Below are 15,244 nucleotides of genomic sequence, written 5' to 3'. Positions count from 1 at the left end.
TCCTCAGCTCTCCACGCTCTCGGCCACCGTCTTCTTCGCCGCCGCCGTCGTCTTCTTCGCGGCGGTCGTCTTCTTCGCCGTCGTGGTCTTCTTCGCGGTCGTCGTCTTCTTGGCGGCCGTCTTCTTCGCCGGGGCCTTCTTGGCGGCGGTCTTCTTGGCCGTCGTCTTCTTGGCCGGGGCCTTCTTGGCGGTCTTCTTGGCCGGGCCCTTGGCGCGCTTCTCGGCCAGCAGCTCGTACCCGCGCTCGGGCGTGATCGTCTCGACGTCGTCGTCCCGGCGCAGGGTCGCGTTGGTCTCGCCGTCCGTCACGTACGGACCGAAGCGGCCGTCCTTGACGACCACCGGGCGCTCGCTGACCGGGTCGGTGCCCAGCTCCTTCAGCGGCGGCTTGGCGGCGGCCCGGCCGCGCTGCTTGGGCTGCGCGTAGATGGCGAGGGCCTGCTCCAGCGTGATGTTGAAGATCTGGTCCTCGCTCTCCAGGGAGCGCGAGTCGGTGCCCTTCTTCAGGTACGGGCCGTAGCGGCCGTTCTGCGCGGTGATCTCGACGCCCTCGGGGTCCGTGCCGACGACGCGCGGCAGCGACATCAGCTTCAGGGCGTCCGCGAGGGTGACGGTGTCCAGGGACATCGACTTGAAGAGCGAGGCGGTACGCGGCTTCACCGCGTTCTTGCCGGTCTTCGGGGTGCCCTCGGGCAGGATCTCGGTCACGTACGGGCCGTAGCGGCCGTCCTTGGCGACGATCTGGTGGCCGCTCTCCGGGTCCGTGCCCAGCTCGAAGTCGCCGCTGGGCTTGGCCAGCAGCTCCTCGGCGTACTCGACGGTCAGCTCGTCGGGCGCCAGGTCGTCCGGCACGTCGGCGCGCTGGTGGCCCTCGGCGTCCTTCTCGCCGCGCTCCACGTACGGGCCGTAGCGGCCCACGCGCAGCACGATGCCGTCACCGACCGGGAAGGAGGACACCTCGCGGGCGTCGATCGCGCCGAGGTCGGTGACCAGTTCCTTCAGGCCGCCGAGGTGGTCGCCGTCGCCGTTGCCGGCCTCGGAGGCGGCGCCGGCCGCCTCGCCCTCGCCGAAGTAGAAGCGGCGCAGCCACGGCACGGACTGGGCCTCGCCGCGCGCGATGCGGTCGAGGTCGTCCTCCATCTTCGCGGTGAAGTCGTAGTCGACGAGCCGCCCGAAGTGCTTCTCCAGGAGGTTGACCACGGCGAAGCTCAGGAAGGACGGCACCAGGGCGGTGCCCTTCTTGAAGACGTAGCCGCGGTCCAGGATCGTGCCGATGATCGACGCGTACGTCGACGGGCGGCCGATCTCCCGCTCCTCCAGCTCCTTGACCAGCGTCGCCTCGGTGTAGCGGGCCGGGGGCTTGGTGGCGTGGCCGTCGGCGGTGATCTCCTCGGCGCTCAGCCGGTCGCCCTCGGCGACCTGCGGCAGCCGCCGCTCGCGGTCGTCCAGCTCCGCGTTCGGGTCGTCGGCGCCTTCCACGTACGCCTTGAGGAAGCCGTGGAAGGTGATCGTCTTGCCGGAGGCGCTGAACTCGGCGTCGCGGCCGTCGGCGGCCCGGCCGCCGATCTTGACGGTGACCGAGTTGCCGGTCGCGTCCTTCATCTGGGAGGCGACGGTGCGCTTCCAGATCAGCTCGTACAGCCGGAACTGGTCACCGGTCAGACCGGTCTCCGCCGGGGTGCGGAAACGATCACCCGACGGCCGGATCGCCTCGTGCGCCTCCTGCGCGTTCTTGACCTTGCCCGCGTACGAGCGCGGCTTGTCCGGCAGGTAGGAGGCGCCGTACAGCTGCGTGACCTGCGCGCGGGCCGCAGAGATCGCGGTGTCCGAGAGCGTGGTGGAGTCCGTACGCATATAGGTGATGAAGCCGTTCTCGTACAGCTTCTGCGCCACCTGCATGGTGGACTTGGCGCCGAACCCCAGCTTGCGGCTGGCCTCCTGCTGGAGCGTGGTCGTACGGAACGGGGCGTACGGGGAGCGGCGGTACGGCTTGGACTCGACCGAGCGGACCGCGAAGTCGGTGTTCTCCAGGGCGGCGGCCAGCGCGCGGGCGTTGGCCTCGTCGAGGTGGAGGACGTCGGCGTTCTTCAGCTGCCCGTTGGGGCCGAAGTCGCGGCCCTGGGCGACGCGGCGGCCGTCGACCGTGGACAGGCGGGCGGCCAGGGTTGCGGGGTCGCTCGGGTCACCGGCGCGGCCGGTCGAAAACGTGCCGGTCAGGTCCCAGTACTCGGCGGAGCGGAAGGCGATGCGCTCGCGCTCCCGCTCGACGACGAGGCGGGTGGCCACCGACTGCACACGGCCGGCCGACAGCCGCGGCATGACCTTCTTCCACAGGACCGGCGAGACCTCGTAGCCGTAGAGGCGGTCGAGGATACGGCGGGTCTCCTGGGCGTCGACCAGCTTCTGGTTCAGCTCGCGCGGGTTGGCGACGGCGGCCCGGATCGCGTCCTTGGTGATCTCGTGGAAGACCATCCGGTGGACCGGCACCTTGGGCTTGAGGATCTCCTGGAGGTGCCAGGCGATGGCCTCGCCCTCGCGGTCCTCATCGGTGGCGAGGAAGAGTTCGTCGGACTCGGCCAGCAGCTCCTTGAGCTTCTTGACCTGGTCCTTCTTGTCACTGTTGACGACGTAGATCGGCTGGAAGTCGGCGTCGACGTTCACGCCGAGGCGGGCCCAGGGCTCGCCCTTGTACTTCGCCGGGACCTCCGCCGCGCCGTTCGGGAGGTCGCGGATGTGCCCGACGCTGGCCTCGACCACGTAGCCGGGGCCGAGGTAGCCCTTGATCGTCTTCGCCTTGGCAGGCGACTCGACGATGACGAGTCGGCGGCCGCCGCCCTGTGCGGTCTCGCTGGTCGGGGACAACTTCGCTCTTCTCTCCGGTCGACGCTGGGGGTAACCCCCGGGCCGGAGCTCTGGGGGACACTGCGGTGACGCTTGACGCTGCGGAGTGTGACGGTACATCCCGCCCTCGTGTCAAACGGAAAAACCCCGCAACGCCACTCGAACGGTAACCCGACTACATGCCTTCATGCCGCCCGGACCGGACACGCGCCCGCGGCGGGCCCGGCACGGCCACCGTACGGAGCGGGGCGGCGCAGGCCGGGCGGGGGCTCCTCGCGGCCGTGCGGCGCTGGCAGGATGGACGGCGACCGTATCCGTCCTCATCAAGCGTTCCCGGAGGGCCTCGCACCGATGCCGAAGCAGTACGCGGAGCCGTCGCGCGAGCGGCCCGGCGCAGGTCCGTACGGGCGGGCCGGGCGGGACCGGAAGCGGGCGGGCGGCCGGGCCGGGCGGGACCGAATGCGGGCGGGCGGCCGGGCCGGGCGGGTTCGGAAGAGGGCTGACGGCCGGGCCGGGTCCATCGGGAAGTTTGCGGACGGTGAGGGGCGCGATCAAGCCATGCGAGTCGCGGGGCAATCGCCCGGGCAGGTCACTTTTGCCCTGGATCGGGGCGACTACGCCAGGTCGCCGATCCGGTGAGCACTCCGATGAGCGCACCCGGCGGAGCTCCCCCGAGCGGCACCCCCACCCCGGCCGCCGTCCGGAAGACCACGCTTCGCCGCGCGGGCATCGCCTTCGGCATCGGGGCCCTCGGTGCGGCCTATCTCTGGCACACCAATCCGCACGAACCGGGGCATCTGCTGATCCCGTGCCCGTTCCGCTGGGCGACCGGATTGCTGTGCCCGGCGTGCGGCGGGACCCGCATGGCGTACGACCTGATGCACGGCGACCTCGCGGGGGCGTTCCACGACAACGCCGTCCTGCTGACCCTGGGCGTGCCGGCTGCCGCGTACATGACCGGCCGATGGCTGTACGCGGGGCTGCGCGGGCGCCGCTTCCGGGCCCGCCTCGGGGCGCGCGGCAATGTCGTCGTCCTGGGGATCGCCGCGGTCTGGATGCTCGTGCGCAATCTCACGGGCTGACACATACGGACTGATGCATACGGGCCGATGCATATGGGCCGATGCATATGGGCTGACACGCAGGCCGCCGGGCGCTGCCGCGGGGGAGGCGGCGCGCCCGGCGTACCGTGCGTATCGATGGCCCTTCGGGCCGTACTTCTCGGTGCCGCGCCTCAGCGCACCGTGACGGAGACCACCGGCGAGACCACGCCGCCGCCGGCGATGCGCAGCTGGTTGACACCCTTGATGCCCAGCTTCACGCGGACCGAGTAGGCACCGGCCTTGTTGGTGTCCACGCTCGCCGGCAGCGACACCCACTTGGCGCCCTGCTTCTGCTGGACGGTGACCTTGGTGCCCGCCTTCAGGCCCGTGGAGGTGCCGGAGATACGGAACTCCTGCCACGCCTTGACCGAGCCGGTGCTCGCCTTGGCGGTGAGCGTGGCTTTCTGCGGGGCCTTGGCGGCGACGGCGTGGGCGGCCGGGGCCGCCGGGGCGGCGGAGGCGGCAGCCGCGGTCCCGGCGACGAGAGCGGCGCTGAGAACACCTGCGGCGGCGAGGCGGTATGCACGGTTCATGTCGTGTTCCTCCCTGTTGGGCCGGTTGATGGCCTTCACTCTGGAACACGGAAGGATGACCGTTCTGGTTGCTTCCCGGGCGAGAGGATTTTTCAGTGAGGCGTGAGTGAACGGGGTTGTGCGGCAATGCAGTTGAGTGCGCAACGAAACAGGGCGGCCGGACGGGAGCGGCTCGCGGCGACCGCGGCTCCCTGCGACGGCGGCTCCCGACGACGGCGGCTCCCTGCGACAGCAGACCCTCACAGCAGCAGCCAGCACCCCGTAGCCAGGAAGAGCGTCCCGAAGAGCAGCGTCAGCGCCGCTCCGGTCGACCGGCCGACCCCGTCGGCGACGCGTTCCCCGGACCGTACGCACACGCCCGTCCACACCAGCAGGCCGGCGCCGAACAGCGCGAAGGCCACACCGGCGAACGCCTCGGGTCCACTCTCCATACGGGCAGCGTGGCACCTCCGGGCGGCGCACCGGCGAACGGCGGGTGAACGCCGCCGCCCGGCCGCACCCACCCTCGCGCTCACCCCCCAGCGCCAACCCGCGCCTCTTCCCCTCTCCCCTTCTCCCCCCTCTCCCCCGCTCGCCGTCAGCCCTGCTCGACCGGCTCCAGGAAGCCCTGCTCGACCAGCATCCGGATGGCTTCCGGCGTACGGTCGCGGAGCAACACCGGGTCCTCGCCCATCAGTTGGGCGATGGCGTCCAGGATGCGCCCGGCGGGCAGCGAGCCGTCGCACACCCCGGCGAAGCCCGCGCCGACCGTGTCCACCTTGGTGGCGCGCCGCATGCCGCGGTTCTGCCGGAGGACGACATGCTCCGGGTCCTCCGCGCCGGGCAGCCCGACCTGCTCCTGCACGACCTCGGGGGCGAGCCGGAAATGCCCGGCCAGCAGGGCTGCGTCGTCCGTCTCGCGCAGGTAGTCCTGACGGGCGAAGTGATCGACGACCGCGGCGCCCAGCGGCTGCTCGACCGGGTGCGGCCACTCCTCGACCGTGATCGACGGGGCCACGGCGCCGGATTTGCGCAGGGTGATCCACCCGAAGCCGACGGCCTTGGTCTTGCGGGCCTCGAACTCCTCCAGCCAGGCGTCGTAGCGCGCGGCGTACTCCTCGGGGGCCGTACGGTGGTCGCCGGCGTCCCGCAGCCACAGTTCCGCGTACTGCGTGACGTCCTGGACCTCGCGCTGCACGATCCACGCGTCGCAGCCGCGCGGCACCCACGAGCGCAGCCGGTCGCGCCAGTCCTCGCCCTCGACGTGCTGCCAGTTGGCGAGGAGCTGGCAGTACCCGCCGTCGTTCAGGTGCGCCGCCGCCTGCTGGACCAGGGTCCGGCACAGGTCGTCGCCGCCCATGCCGCCGTCGCGGTAGGTCAGCCGGGCGCCCGGCGAGATCACGAAGGGCGGGTTGGAGACGATCAGGTCGTACGTCTCTTCCCCGACCGGCTCGAACAGCGAGCCCTCGCGCAGGTCCGCCTCGGGCACCCCGGAGAGGGCGAGCGTGAGGCGGGCGATCCGCAACGCGCGCGGGTTCAGGTCCGTGGCCGTGACCTGGGTGGCGTACGGGGAGGCGTGCAGCGCCTGGATGCCGGAGCCGGTGCCGAGGTCGAGGACCTTGGCGACGGGCGTGCGGACCGTGATGCCGGCGAGGGTGGTGGACGCGCCGCCGACGCCGAGGACCAGCTGCGCACGGTCCACACCGGCGGCCTCCTCGGCGGCCCGGATGCCGCCCGCGCCGCCGACCGCGCACCCCAGGTCGGAGACGATCCACCAGTCCTGGCCCTCGGGGCCGCCGTACGGGCGTACGTCCACGCTCGCACGGACCTCGTCGCCGTCGCGCACCAGCCAGCCGTCGGCGAGGCAGTCCGCCACCGGCAGCGCGGCGGCGGCGCGCTCGTACGGCACCGGGCGCTGGAGCAGGAACAGGCGCACCAGGGTGGCCGGCGCTTCCGGGCCGCGGGTGGCACGGAGCGCCGGGACGGTCTCGCTGCGGGCCAGCGCGGCGTAGGCGGGCGCGCCGAGCAGCTCCAGGAGGCCGTCGGCGGTGAACCCGGCGGCGCGCAGCGCGTCGCGCAGCCGGGCCGTGCGGGCGGCGGAATCGGGGTCTCGAAGGTCAGCGGTGGGGAGGTGCGTACTCACGCCCCCATTGTCGGGGCAACCACTGACAAACGGCCACGGCCCCGCCGTACCGCGGCCGCCGGGTCGCGCCCGACGGCGTGTCGGACGCGGCCCCCGGCGTACCTGACGGCGTGTCGGCCGCGTCCGGGGCGCGGAGGGGTTCGGCCGCGTCCGGGGCGCGGTGAGGCTCGGCCGCGTCCGGGGCGCGGCGGGCGTGGTCGCTGCGCGGTCGGCGCGGTACGGCCGTACCTGACGGCGTGTCGCCGTGCCCCGGGGTGCGGTGGGAGCAGCCCGGCCGGACTGACGACACGTCGCCGTACCCGGCACCGCCCCGGCCGGGCTGACGGCGTGTCGGCCGCGCCCGGCGCACGGTGTCCGACGCGGCCTACTTCTTCGGCGAGACCGAGCCGCCGCCCTCCGTGGCCTTCTGGTTCTGGCAGCCGGACTGCCCGGCCATCGCCTTGCCGACGTCCCCGGACTCCAGCTTCTTGAACGCCTGTTCGCTCTTCTTGTTGAGCTTGTTGATGCCGTCCGACAGCGACCGCAGGCCGTCCGCGAACTTGCCCTTGTCGCCGGTGTCCAGGCCGTCGACCTGCTTCTTGAGGTCGCCGTAGCCCTTGGAGAGGTCGTTGAGCTCCTTGACGGCGTTCTTCTGGGACTCCTCGCCGCCGTCGGCCGGCGGCGCACCCGCCTGGCTCAGCGACTTGGACAGCGCCGCGTAGGCGTCGGAGATCTGCTGGAAGGCCTTGGAGTCGGCCTCCTGGACCTTCTTGGAGTCGGTGCCGCCGCTGTCGGCCGTCTGCATGGCCGTGTTGGCGTCCTGGATCTTCTTGAACTGGGCCTGGGCGGGGTCGCAGAACTTCTTGGCCCAGTCGTCGAGCTTTTTGTTGCCGTCGTCGTCACTGCAACCGGTCAGCGCGAGCATCAGTGCCGCACCGCCGGCCAGCGCGGCCACAAGCGTCTTCTTCACCGGATCGGTCCCTTCCATGGCTCTCGGCCCCGGAACATACACGTCCGAAGGCCTCCGGCCCCGAGCCGGTCGGCCCGTACCAGCCGCATTGCAGCCATTTGCACCAAGGACCGGGCCGCGGCCGGGCACACGGCAGGGCGGGCGGACGGCGCGCTCAAGGCACGCCGTCCGCCCGCCCGTTGAGCAGTGCGGACGCCGGTCCGGTCAGGAGACCACCGCGGGGTCGGCGGTCTGCGCCACCTTCCCCGAGTTGTTGTCTTCGTCACCCACCGCGATGCCGCGGCGCTTGGAGAGGTACACCGCGCCGACGATGATCGTGACGGCCAGGACGGCGACCACGATCCGTACGCCGACGTTCTTGTCCGCGCCGTAGCTGAACTTCACCACGGCCGGCGCGATCAGCAGCGCCACCAGGTTCATGACCTTCAGCAGCGGGTTGATCGCGGGGCCCGCGGTGTCCTTGAACGGGTCGCCGACCGTGTCGCCGATGACGGTCGCGGCGTGCGCCTCGCTGCCCTTGCCGCCGTGGTGGCCGTCCTCGACCAGCTTCTTCGCGTTGTCCCAGGCGCCGCCGGAGTTGGCGAGGAAGACCGCCATCAGGGTGCCGGTGCCGATCGCGCCGGCGAGGAACGAGCCGAGCGCGCCGACGCCCAGCGAGAAGCCGACGGCCATCGGGGTGAGCACCGCCAGCAGGCCGGGCGTGGCCAGCTCGCGCAGCGCGTCCTTGGTGCAGATGTCCACGACACGCCCGTACTCGGGCTGCTCCGTGAAGTCCATGATCCCGGGCTTCTCGCGGAACTGCCGGCGTACCTCGAAGACGACCGAGCCGGCCGACCGGGACACCGCGTTGATCGCCAGCCCCGAGAAGAGGAAGACGACCGCGGCGCCCAGCACCAGGCCCACCAGGTTGTTCGGCTGGGAGATGTCCAGGCTCAGGCCCATGCCCCGGGCGGCGTCGCCGACGTCCCGTACGGCGGTGGCGATCGCGTCGCGGTACGAGCCGAACAGCGCCGCCGCGGCCAGCACCGCGGTGGCGATGGCGATGCCCTTGGTGATGGCCTTGGTGGTGTTGCCGACGGCGTCGAGGTCGGTGAGGACCTGCGCGCCGTCGCCGGTGACGTCGCCGGACATCTCGGCGATGCCCTGCGCGTTGTCGGAGACCGGGCCGAAGGTGTCCATGGCGACGATGACACCGACGGTGGTCAGCAGGCCGGTGCCGGCCAGCGCCACCGCGAACAGCGCCAGCATGATCGAGGCGCCGCCCAGCAGGAACGCGCCGTACACGGCCAGGCCGATCAGCACCGCGGAGTAGACCGCGGACTCCAGACCGATGGAGATCCCGGAGAGCACCACCGTCGCCGGGCCGGTCAGCGAGGTCTTGCCGATGTCCCGTACGGGCCGCCGGCTGGTTTCCGTGAAGTAGCCGGTGAGCTGCTGGATGAGCGCGGCCAGCACGATGCCGATGGCGACCGCCACCAGGGCCAGCATCCGCGGGTCGCCGCTGCGGGAGAGGATCGCGGGGTCCGAGACGCCGGACAGGTCCGCGTAGGAGGACGGCAGGTACGTGAAGACGGCGATCGCCACGAGGACCAGCGAGATCGCCGCGGAGATGAAGAAGCCGCGGTTGATGGCCGTCATGCCGCTGCGGTCGGCGCGCCGCGGCGCCACCACGAAGATCCCGATCATCGCCGTGAGCACGCCGATGGCCGGGACCAGCAGCGGGAAGGCCAGGCCCGAGTCGCCGAAGGCGGCCATGCCCAGGATGAGCGCGGCGACCAGCGTCACGGCGTACGACTCGAAGAGGTCGGCGGCCATGCCCGCGCAGTCGCCGACGTTGTCGCCCACGTTGTCCGCGATGGTCGCGGCGTTGCGCGGGTCGTCCTCGGGGATGCCCTGCTCGACCTTGCCGACGAGGTCGGCGCCGACGTCCGCCGCCTTGGTGAAGATGCCGCCGCCGACCCGCATGAACATCGCGATCAGCGCGGCGCCGAGGCCGAAGCCCTCCAGGACCTTGGGCGCGTCGACCGCGTAGACGAGCACCACACAGGACGCGCCCAGCAGGCCGAGCCCCACGGTGAACATGCCGACGACGCCACCCGTACGGAAAGCGATCTTCATGGCCTTGTGCGCGACGGCGGTGAGATCCTTTTTCGTCTCGCCCTCGCCCGGCGTGGCTTCCCGGGCCGCCGCGGCGACCCGCACATTGCTGCGCACCGCCAGCCACATCCCGATATAGCCGGTGGCCGCCGAGAAACCGGCGCCGATCAAGAAGAAGACGCTGCGCCCGGCGCGCTGCGTCCAGTTGTCCGCGGGAAGCAGCATGAGCAGGAAGAACACCACCACGGCGAAAACGCCGAGGGTGCGCAACTGCCGGGCGAGATAGGCATTGGCGCCTTCCTGCACGGCGGCGGCGATCTTCTTCATGCTGTCGGTGCCCTCACCGGCGGCGAGCACTTGCCGCACCAGCACCGCCGCGACGGCCAGTGCCGCGAGCGCCACGACGGCGATCACCAGCACGATGCCGCGGTTGCCCGACGTCAGCGATGGCTCGGCCAGGTAAGAGGGGTGTTCCAGCAACTGAGGGGTGTAAGGCCCCGCCATTCGTCCTCCTTGACGTTTGGCACATGGGCGCGCGGATGCACGCTCAGGCGAACTGAGCAAAGTTGTGGACGGATTGTAGGTAGCGGCACGGGATCAAAACAGGGCGCCTCAAAGGGAATTCGCCGGTGGCGGCCGAGATCGTTCGAAGAACGGGCGGAGATCGGACAGAGATCAGGCGAAGAAGCAGCGAAGATCGAAAATCATGTGACCGCCGACGCGTTTGCCGCAATTCGCCTGGACGAATGAATGCGAATAATTCGCTGACAAGTGAATGATGATCTCAGGGTCCTACCTAACGCCCCTGCTCACGGCAGCCGCGGACGGGCACGGGGAGGGCTGCGGGGAGGGGGGTGGACGCGCCCGGCGCGGGCCGCGGGTGGGCGGTGGTCATCGGCCGGAGCGGGGGTGCGCACGGGCGTGCGCGTGGGCCCGGCCGTCCGGCGGGGTGGCGGCGGTACGGCGGGCGGGGCCTGGCGACGGCGTACGTGCGAGGCATGCCGCAGTGGGGCCGGGCGCCCCGTACCGCCACGGAAGTACGCACTCCGGTAGGGGCCACGCGGGCGCCGGGCGACGGCGGACCGTACGCCCGGTACGGCCGGGTGGGGAGGCGGAGGCGGCCGGTGCGCGGGACCTGTGGGTCCGGGGAGTCCGCGGGGTCCGCTGGTTACGGGTGTGCGGATGTGGCCTGAAGAGGGGGGTGCTCGGGGTGGGGGTGGTGACCGGGCTGCGGAACGCGCGTTTCGGCCAGGGCCGGGCCCGCCGCGGCAAGAGCCACGAAAGAGGTGGGGCGCGTAGGGCCGAACGGGGGCGTGGGGGCGCGTTCCGGACTCAGGGGTGGTCGCCCACGGGACGGTTGGGTCCGAGATGTCCGCGTACGGGGAGCGCCAGAAGGCCGCCGTTCCTCGGAGATCACGCGTACGCCACGTACAGCCGACGCCCATCGCGGGGCCCGTCGGGCGCCATGCCGTACGAAGCGGCTCTTACGAGGGCGGTTCCAGAGGGCAGCCAGCTCCTGACGGAGGGCGGCTCTTGGGGGGAGGGCGGCTCTTCACGGAGGGCGGCTCTACGGGAGCGGCCCACCCGAAGTCCCCCTACGGCAGTACCGGCGCCGGCGTGGTCGGCCAGCTCATGCGGATGACGCCGCCGGTCTCGCCGGAGGACACCTCGACGTCGTCGACCAGCCCGCTGATGACCGCGAGGCCCATCTCGTCATCGCCCTCCGCCGCGTCGCCGTTGTCCAGCGCGGGCCCGCCGGGCACCGGCTCGCCGTCGACGCCGCGGACGCCGGGCACCGCACCGGCGCCGGCCGGGCTGCCCGGAACCTCGTCGCCCACCTCGATGGAGAACTTCTTCTCGTCCTCGACCAGGGCGACGCGCACCGGAGCCGCGATGTTGTTGGCGCGGTGGAGCCCCACCGCACGGGTGCACGCCTCACCGACGGCGAGCCGAACCTCGTCCAGCACGGCCTCGTCCACGCCCGCCCGCCTCGCCACGGCAGCCGCGACCAGTCGCGCGGTGCGGACGTGCTCGGGAAGGGCGCTGAAGCGGAGTTCGACGGTGGCCATGCCATCCCCCTCGGTATGCGGGCGTGCAACGCAGGGGGCCGGACCGCCAAGCCCGGTTCCCCCCACTGCTTCCGACCCCGCACCCTCGGCGCGGGGTCCGGCGAGCCGTCAGTCGGTGGCCGCGACGGCTTCGTCGACCGAGGTGTGAATCGGGAACACCTTGGTCAGTCCGGTAATACGGAAGATCTTCAAAATGCGCTCCTGGTTGCAGACCAGGCGCAGCGAGCCCTCGTGGGCCCGCACCCGCTTGAGCCCGCCGACCAGCACACCGAGCCCCGTGGAGTCCAGAAAGTCGACACGCTCCATGTCGACCACGAGGTGGTAGCTTCCGTCGTTCACGAGCTCGACCAGCTGCTCACGCAGCTTGGGCGCGGTGTATACATCAATCTCGCCACCGACCTCGACGACCGTACGGTCGCCAACGGTCCGGGTCGACAGGGACAGGTCCACGGATCCTCCAGCACCTTGCTATCGAGCGGTCGCCCCCCATGGATCGGCAGCCGCGATGGCATTCAATCACTTACCAGCAGGCGTGCACGACGCCTTGTGCGCATTGTCCGTCACACCGGTGACACACTCGGTGCCGATGGCCTCCAATCAGCTGCCCCCGGACGGGGGCACCAGCCCCTCCCCGCGCACGGTCCTGGACCGTCTCACCCAGGGGGCGTCCCGCGCTACGCGCATCACTCATACGGAGCACTTGCCCCCGCGCATCGGCAGCCATGCGGAATGGCCCGCACGGATCCGTCCGGAGGTGGTCGACGCCGTCCGCGCCGCCGGGATCGAGCGCCCGTGGACGCATCAGGCCCGTACGGTGGAGCACGCGCTGCGCGGCGAGTCGGTCGTCATCGCCACCGGTACCGCGTCCGGCAAATCGCTCGCCTATCTGGTGCCGGTGCTGTCCGGCCTCCTGGCGGGCTCGGAGGCCCCGAACGGGCGCGGCGCCACGGCCCTGTACCTCGCGCCCACCAAGGCGCTCGCCGCCGACCAGCGGCGCGCCGTCGGGGAACTCGCGGCGCCGCTGGGCAGCGCGGTGCGGCCCGCCGTGTACGACGGGGACACGCCGGTCGAGGAACGCGAATGGGTGCGTCAGTACGGGAACTACGTCCTCACCAACCCCGACATGCTGCACCTGGGCATCCTCCCGGCCCACCCCCGCTGGTCCTCCTTCCTGCGCGCCCTGCGGTACGTCGTCATCGACGAGTGCCACAGCTACCGCGGCGTCTTCGGCTCCCACGTGGCACATGTCATACGCCGTCTCCGGCGGATCTGTGCCCGGTACGGGTCCGATCCGGTCTTCCTGCTGGCCTCCGCCACCGCCGCCGAACCGGCGCAGGCGGCCGAACGTCTCATCGGGCAGCCCGTGGCCGAGGTCACGGAGGACACCTCGCCGCGCGGCGAGGTCGTCTTCGCCCTGTGGGAGCCGCCGCTGACGGAGCTGCACGGCGAGCAGGGCGCGCCCGTACGCCGTACCGCCACCGCCGAGACCGCCGACCTGCTGACCGACCTGGCCCTCCAGGACGTACGCACCGTCGCCTTCGTACGGTCCCGGCGCGGCGCCGAGCTGATCGCCCTCATCACGCAGGAGCGGCTGGGGGCGATCAACCGTGCGCTGGCGGGGCGGGTGGCCGCGTACCGGGGTGGCTACCTGCCCGAGGAGCGGCGCGCCCTGGAGCGCGCGCTGCACACCGGTGACCTGCTCGGCCTGGCGGCCACCACGGCCCTGGAGCTGGGCGTGGACGTCTCCGGCCTGGACGCGGTCCTGATCGCCGGCTATCCGGGCACCCGCGCCTCACTGTGGCAGCAGGCCGGGCGCGCGGGACGCAGCGGCCAGGGGGCCCTCGCGGTCCTCGTCGCCCGGGACGACCCGCTGGACACCTACCTCGTGCACCACCCCGAGGCGCTGTTCGACCAGCCGGTGGAGTCCACCGTCCTGGACCCGGACAACCCGTACGTCCTCGCCCCGCACCTGTGCGCGGCAGCCGCCGAACTGCCGCTCACCGAGGACGACTTTCCGCTCTTCGGCCCGACGGCGCAGCACATCCTGCCCTCCTTGGAGGCGCGCAAGCTGCTGCGCCGCCGTGCCAAGGCGTGGCACTGGACCCGTCGCGAGCGGGCCGCCGACCTGGCGGACATCCGCGGCCAGGGCGGCTCGCCCGTACAGATCGTGGAGGCGGGCACCGGCCGGCTGCTGGGCACGGTGGACGCGGCCGCAGCGCACACCACCGTCCACGACGGCGCCGTCCACCTGCACCAGGGCCGTACGTACCTGGTCGAGCACCTGAACCTGGAAGACGACGTGGCCCTCGTCCAGGAGGCGAACCCGCCGTATTCGACGACCGCCCGGGACACCACCGCCGTGTCCATCCTGGAGACCGAGACGGAAATCCCTTGGGGCGACTCGCGGCTGTGCTTCGGCTCGGTCGAGGTCACCAACCAGGTCGTCTCCTACCTGCGCCGACGGCTGATCACCGGCGAGGTGCTGGGCGAGACCAAGCTCGACCTGCCGCCCCGTACGCTGCGCACCCGGGCCGTGTGGTGGACCGTCACCGAGGACCAGCTCGACGCGGCCCGGGTGAACCCCGAGCAGCTCGGCGGCGCCCTGCACGCGGCCGAGCACGCCTCGATCGGGCTGCTGCCGCTGTTCGCCACCTGCGACCGCTGGGACATCGGCGGCGTGTCCCTCCCGCTGCACCCCGACACCCTCCTGCCGACCGTCTTCGTCTACGACGGCCACCCGGGCGGCGCGGGCTTCGCCGAACGCGCCTTCCACACCGCACCCGAATGGCTCGCCGCCACCCGCAAGGCCATCGCCTCCTGCGAGTGCGAGGCCGGCTGCCCGTCCTGCATCCAGTCCCCCAAGTGCGGCAACGGCAACGACCCCCTCCACAAACGAGGCGCCGTCCGCCTCTTGACCGAACTCCTGAGGCACGCGCCGCGACGGCCTGCCGAGGGCAGCTGAGAGGCCGTCACCCGCTGCCATGACCGTCTTCTTCTGCGCCAAGTGCGGCGCCGCCCTCACACCCGAACTGCGGGCGCTGGGCGCCTTACCCGACGTGTCGACACACCAGAAGGACCGCGACCGGAAATCGAACCTGGCACCTTCCACCGTGCCGCCGGGCCACTACGCGATCGACCCCGAACCGTGGGGTGCTCCTTTCGTAGCGCCCGTCCCCGGGTGCCGGCGCGGAGGAGACGACGACCGCACCCTGCTCATGCCACCGGACATGACGGGCATGGTCTCCGCCGGCCCCCGCGACACGGTGATCGTGCACCCCGACGACGTGCCCGACCTACGGCTGGTCGATGGCCTGGGCGTACACCACGGCTGCTGCGGGCCGCTCGGAACCGGGGGGCGCAATATGGCTTGCGGTGGTTGCGGAGTGCTGGTCGCGACGCTGGCCGCGGAGTGCATGGGACCGTATGAGCTGCATCTTGATCCGGTTCGGGTGTGGGCGGGCTCGGGGTGGTGGGGTGGATGAGGGAGCGGGGGCGCTTTCGTGCGGTGGCGACTGGGCCCCCTCCCCTCC

Annotated in this window: 11 protein-coding genes; 3 read left to right on the top strand and 8 right to left on the bottom strand. The window is 71.8% G+C overall.

Features of this window, described 5'->3' with window-relative positions; all coding sequences use genetic code 11:
- Positions 1-3: 3 nt before the first annotated feature.
- On the bottom strand, positions 4-2,862 hold the full coding sequence (topA, locus tag IH45_RS0134190) for a type I DNA topoisomerase (protein WP_030677717.1): 2,859 nt from the start codon (positions 2,860-2,862) through the stop codon (positions 4-6).
- A 626-nt stretch (positions 2,863-3,488) separates the two neighbouring features.
- Here topA and IH45_RS0134180 point away from each other — a divergent pair.
- Positions 3,489-3,923 (top strand): DUF2752 domain-containing protein, encoded by a 435-nt coding sequence (locus tag IH45_RS0134180; RefSeq protein ID WP_030677712.1) that lies wholly within the window; start codon positions 3,489-3,491, stop codon positions 3,921-3,923.
- A 152-nt stretch (positions 3,924-4,075) separates the two neighbouring features.
- Here IH45_RS0134180 and IH45_RS0134175 read toward each other — a convergent pair whose 3' ends face one another.
- The 7 genes from IH45_RS0134175 to bldG all read right to left on the bottom strand — a co-directional run bounded on the left by IH45_RS0134175 (position 4,076) and on the right by bldG (position 12,164).
- The gene (locus IH45_RS0134175) at positions 4,076-4,477 is read right to left on the bottom strand and encodes a hypothetical protein (RefSeq protein WP_030677708.1); all 402 of its coding nucleotides are present in this window, start codon (positions 4,475-4,477) and stop codon (positions 4,076-4,078) included.
- A 239-nt stretch (positions 4,478-4,716) separates the two neighbouring features.
- Positions 4,717-4,908, bottom strand: a complete 192-nt coding sequence (locus IH45_RS0134170; RefSeq protein WP_030677706.1) for a hypothetical protein — start codon at positions 4,906-4,908, stop codon at positions 4,717-4,719.
- A gap of 146 nt (positions 4,909-5,054) precedes the next feature.
- Positions 5,055-6,599 (bottom strand): DUF7059 domain-containing protein, encoded by a 1,545-nt coding sequence (locus tag IH45_RS0134165; protein ID WP_030677703.1) that lies wholly within the window; start codon positions 6,597-6,599, stop codon positions 5,055-5,057.
- Between the two features lie 364 nt (positions 6,600-6,963).
- Positions 6,964-7,548, bottom strand: a complete 585-nt coding sequence (locus tag IH45_RS0134160; protein ID WP_032918804.1) for a hypothetical protein — start codon at positions 7,546-7,548, stop codon at positions 6,964-6,966.
- A 204-nt stretch (positions 7,549-7,752) separates the two neighbouring features.
- Positions 7,753-10,149 carry a sodium-translocating pyrophosphatase gene (locus tag IH45_RS0134155; RefSeq protein WP_030677699.1) on the bottom strand — a complete coding sequence of 799 codons (2,397 nt, stop codon included), beginning with the start codon at positions 10,147-10,149 and terminating at the stop codon, positions 7,753-7,755.
- A 1,091-nt stretch (positions 10,150-11,240) separates the two neighbouring features.
- Positions 11,241-11,714, bottom strand: a complete 474-nt coding sequence (locus IH45_RS0134150) for an ATP-binding protein (RefSeq protein WP_030677697.1) — start codon at positions 11,712-11,714, stop codon at positions 11,241-11,243.
- Between the two features lie 108 nt (positions 11,715-11,822).
- Positions 11,823-12,164, bottom strand: a complete 342-nt coding sequence (bldG, locus tag IH45_RS0134145) for an anti-sigma factor antagonist BldG (RefSeq protein WP_004571875.1) — start codon at positions 12,162-12,164, stop codon at positions 11,823-11,825.
- 55 nt (positions 12,165-12,219) lie between these two features.
- Between bldG and IH45_RS0134140 the strand changes: the two genes are divergently transcribed.
- Both IH45_RS0134140 and IH45_RS0134135 read left to right on the top strand, forming a co-directional pair.
- Positions 12,220-14,676, top strand: coding sequence for a DEAD/DEAH box helicase (locus IH45_RS0134140; protein ID WP_078897909.1), 2,457 nt, complete (start codon positions 12,220-12,222; stop codon positions 14,674-14,676).
- A 19-nt stretch (positions 14,677-14,695) separates the two neighbouring features.
- Positions 14,696-15,196, top strand: a complete 501-nt coding sequence (locus IH45_RS0134135; RefSeq protein WP_030677692.1) for a hypothetical protein — start codon at positions 14,696-14,698, stop codon at positions 15,194-15,196.
- The last annotated feature ends 48 nt before the right edge of the window (positions 15,197-15,244 follow it).

The sequence above is a fragment of the Streptomyces rimosus subsp. rimosus genome (assembly GCF_000720725.1).
Lineage (GTDB): Bacteria > Actinomycetota > Actinomycetes > Streptomycetales > Streptomycetaceae > Streptomyces > Streptomyces rimosus_A.
This window is presented reverse-complemented; position numbering and strand designations above follow the sequence as displayed.

Coding starts and splice junctions, on each gene's coding strand:
- IH45_RS0134180 (WP_030677712.1), top strand. CDS start 3,489: ATGAGCGCACCCGGCGGAGCTCCCCCGAGCGGCACCCCCACCCCGGCC.
- IH45_RS0134175 (WP_030677708.1), bottom strand. CDS start 4,477: ATGAACCGTGCATACCGCCTCGCCGCCGCAGGTGTTCTCAGCGCCGCT.
- IH45_RS0134170 (WP_030677706.1), bottom strand. CDS start 4,908: ATGGAGAGTGGACCCGAGGCGTTCGCCGGTGTGGCCTTCGCGCTGTTC.
- IH45_RS0134155 (WP_030677699.1), bottom strand. CDS start 10,149: ATGGCGGGGCCTTACACCCCTCAGTTGCTGGAACACCCCTCTTACCTG.
- IH45_RS0134150 (WP_030677697.1), bottom strand. CDS start 11,714: ATGGCCACCGTCGAACTCCGCTTCAGCGCCCTTCCCGAGCACGTCCGC.
- IH45_RS0134140 (WP_078897909.1), top strand. CDS start 12,220: ATGGCATTCAATCACTTACCAGCAGGCGTGCACGACGCCTTGTGCGCA.
- IH45_RS0134135 (WP_030677692.1), top strand. CDS start 14,696: ATGACCGTCTTCTTCTGCGCCAAGTGCGGCGCCGCCCTCACACCCGAA.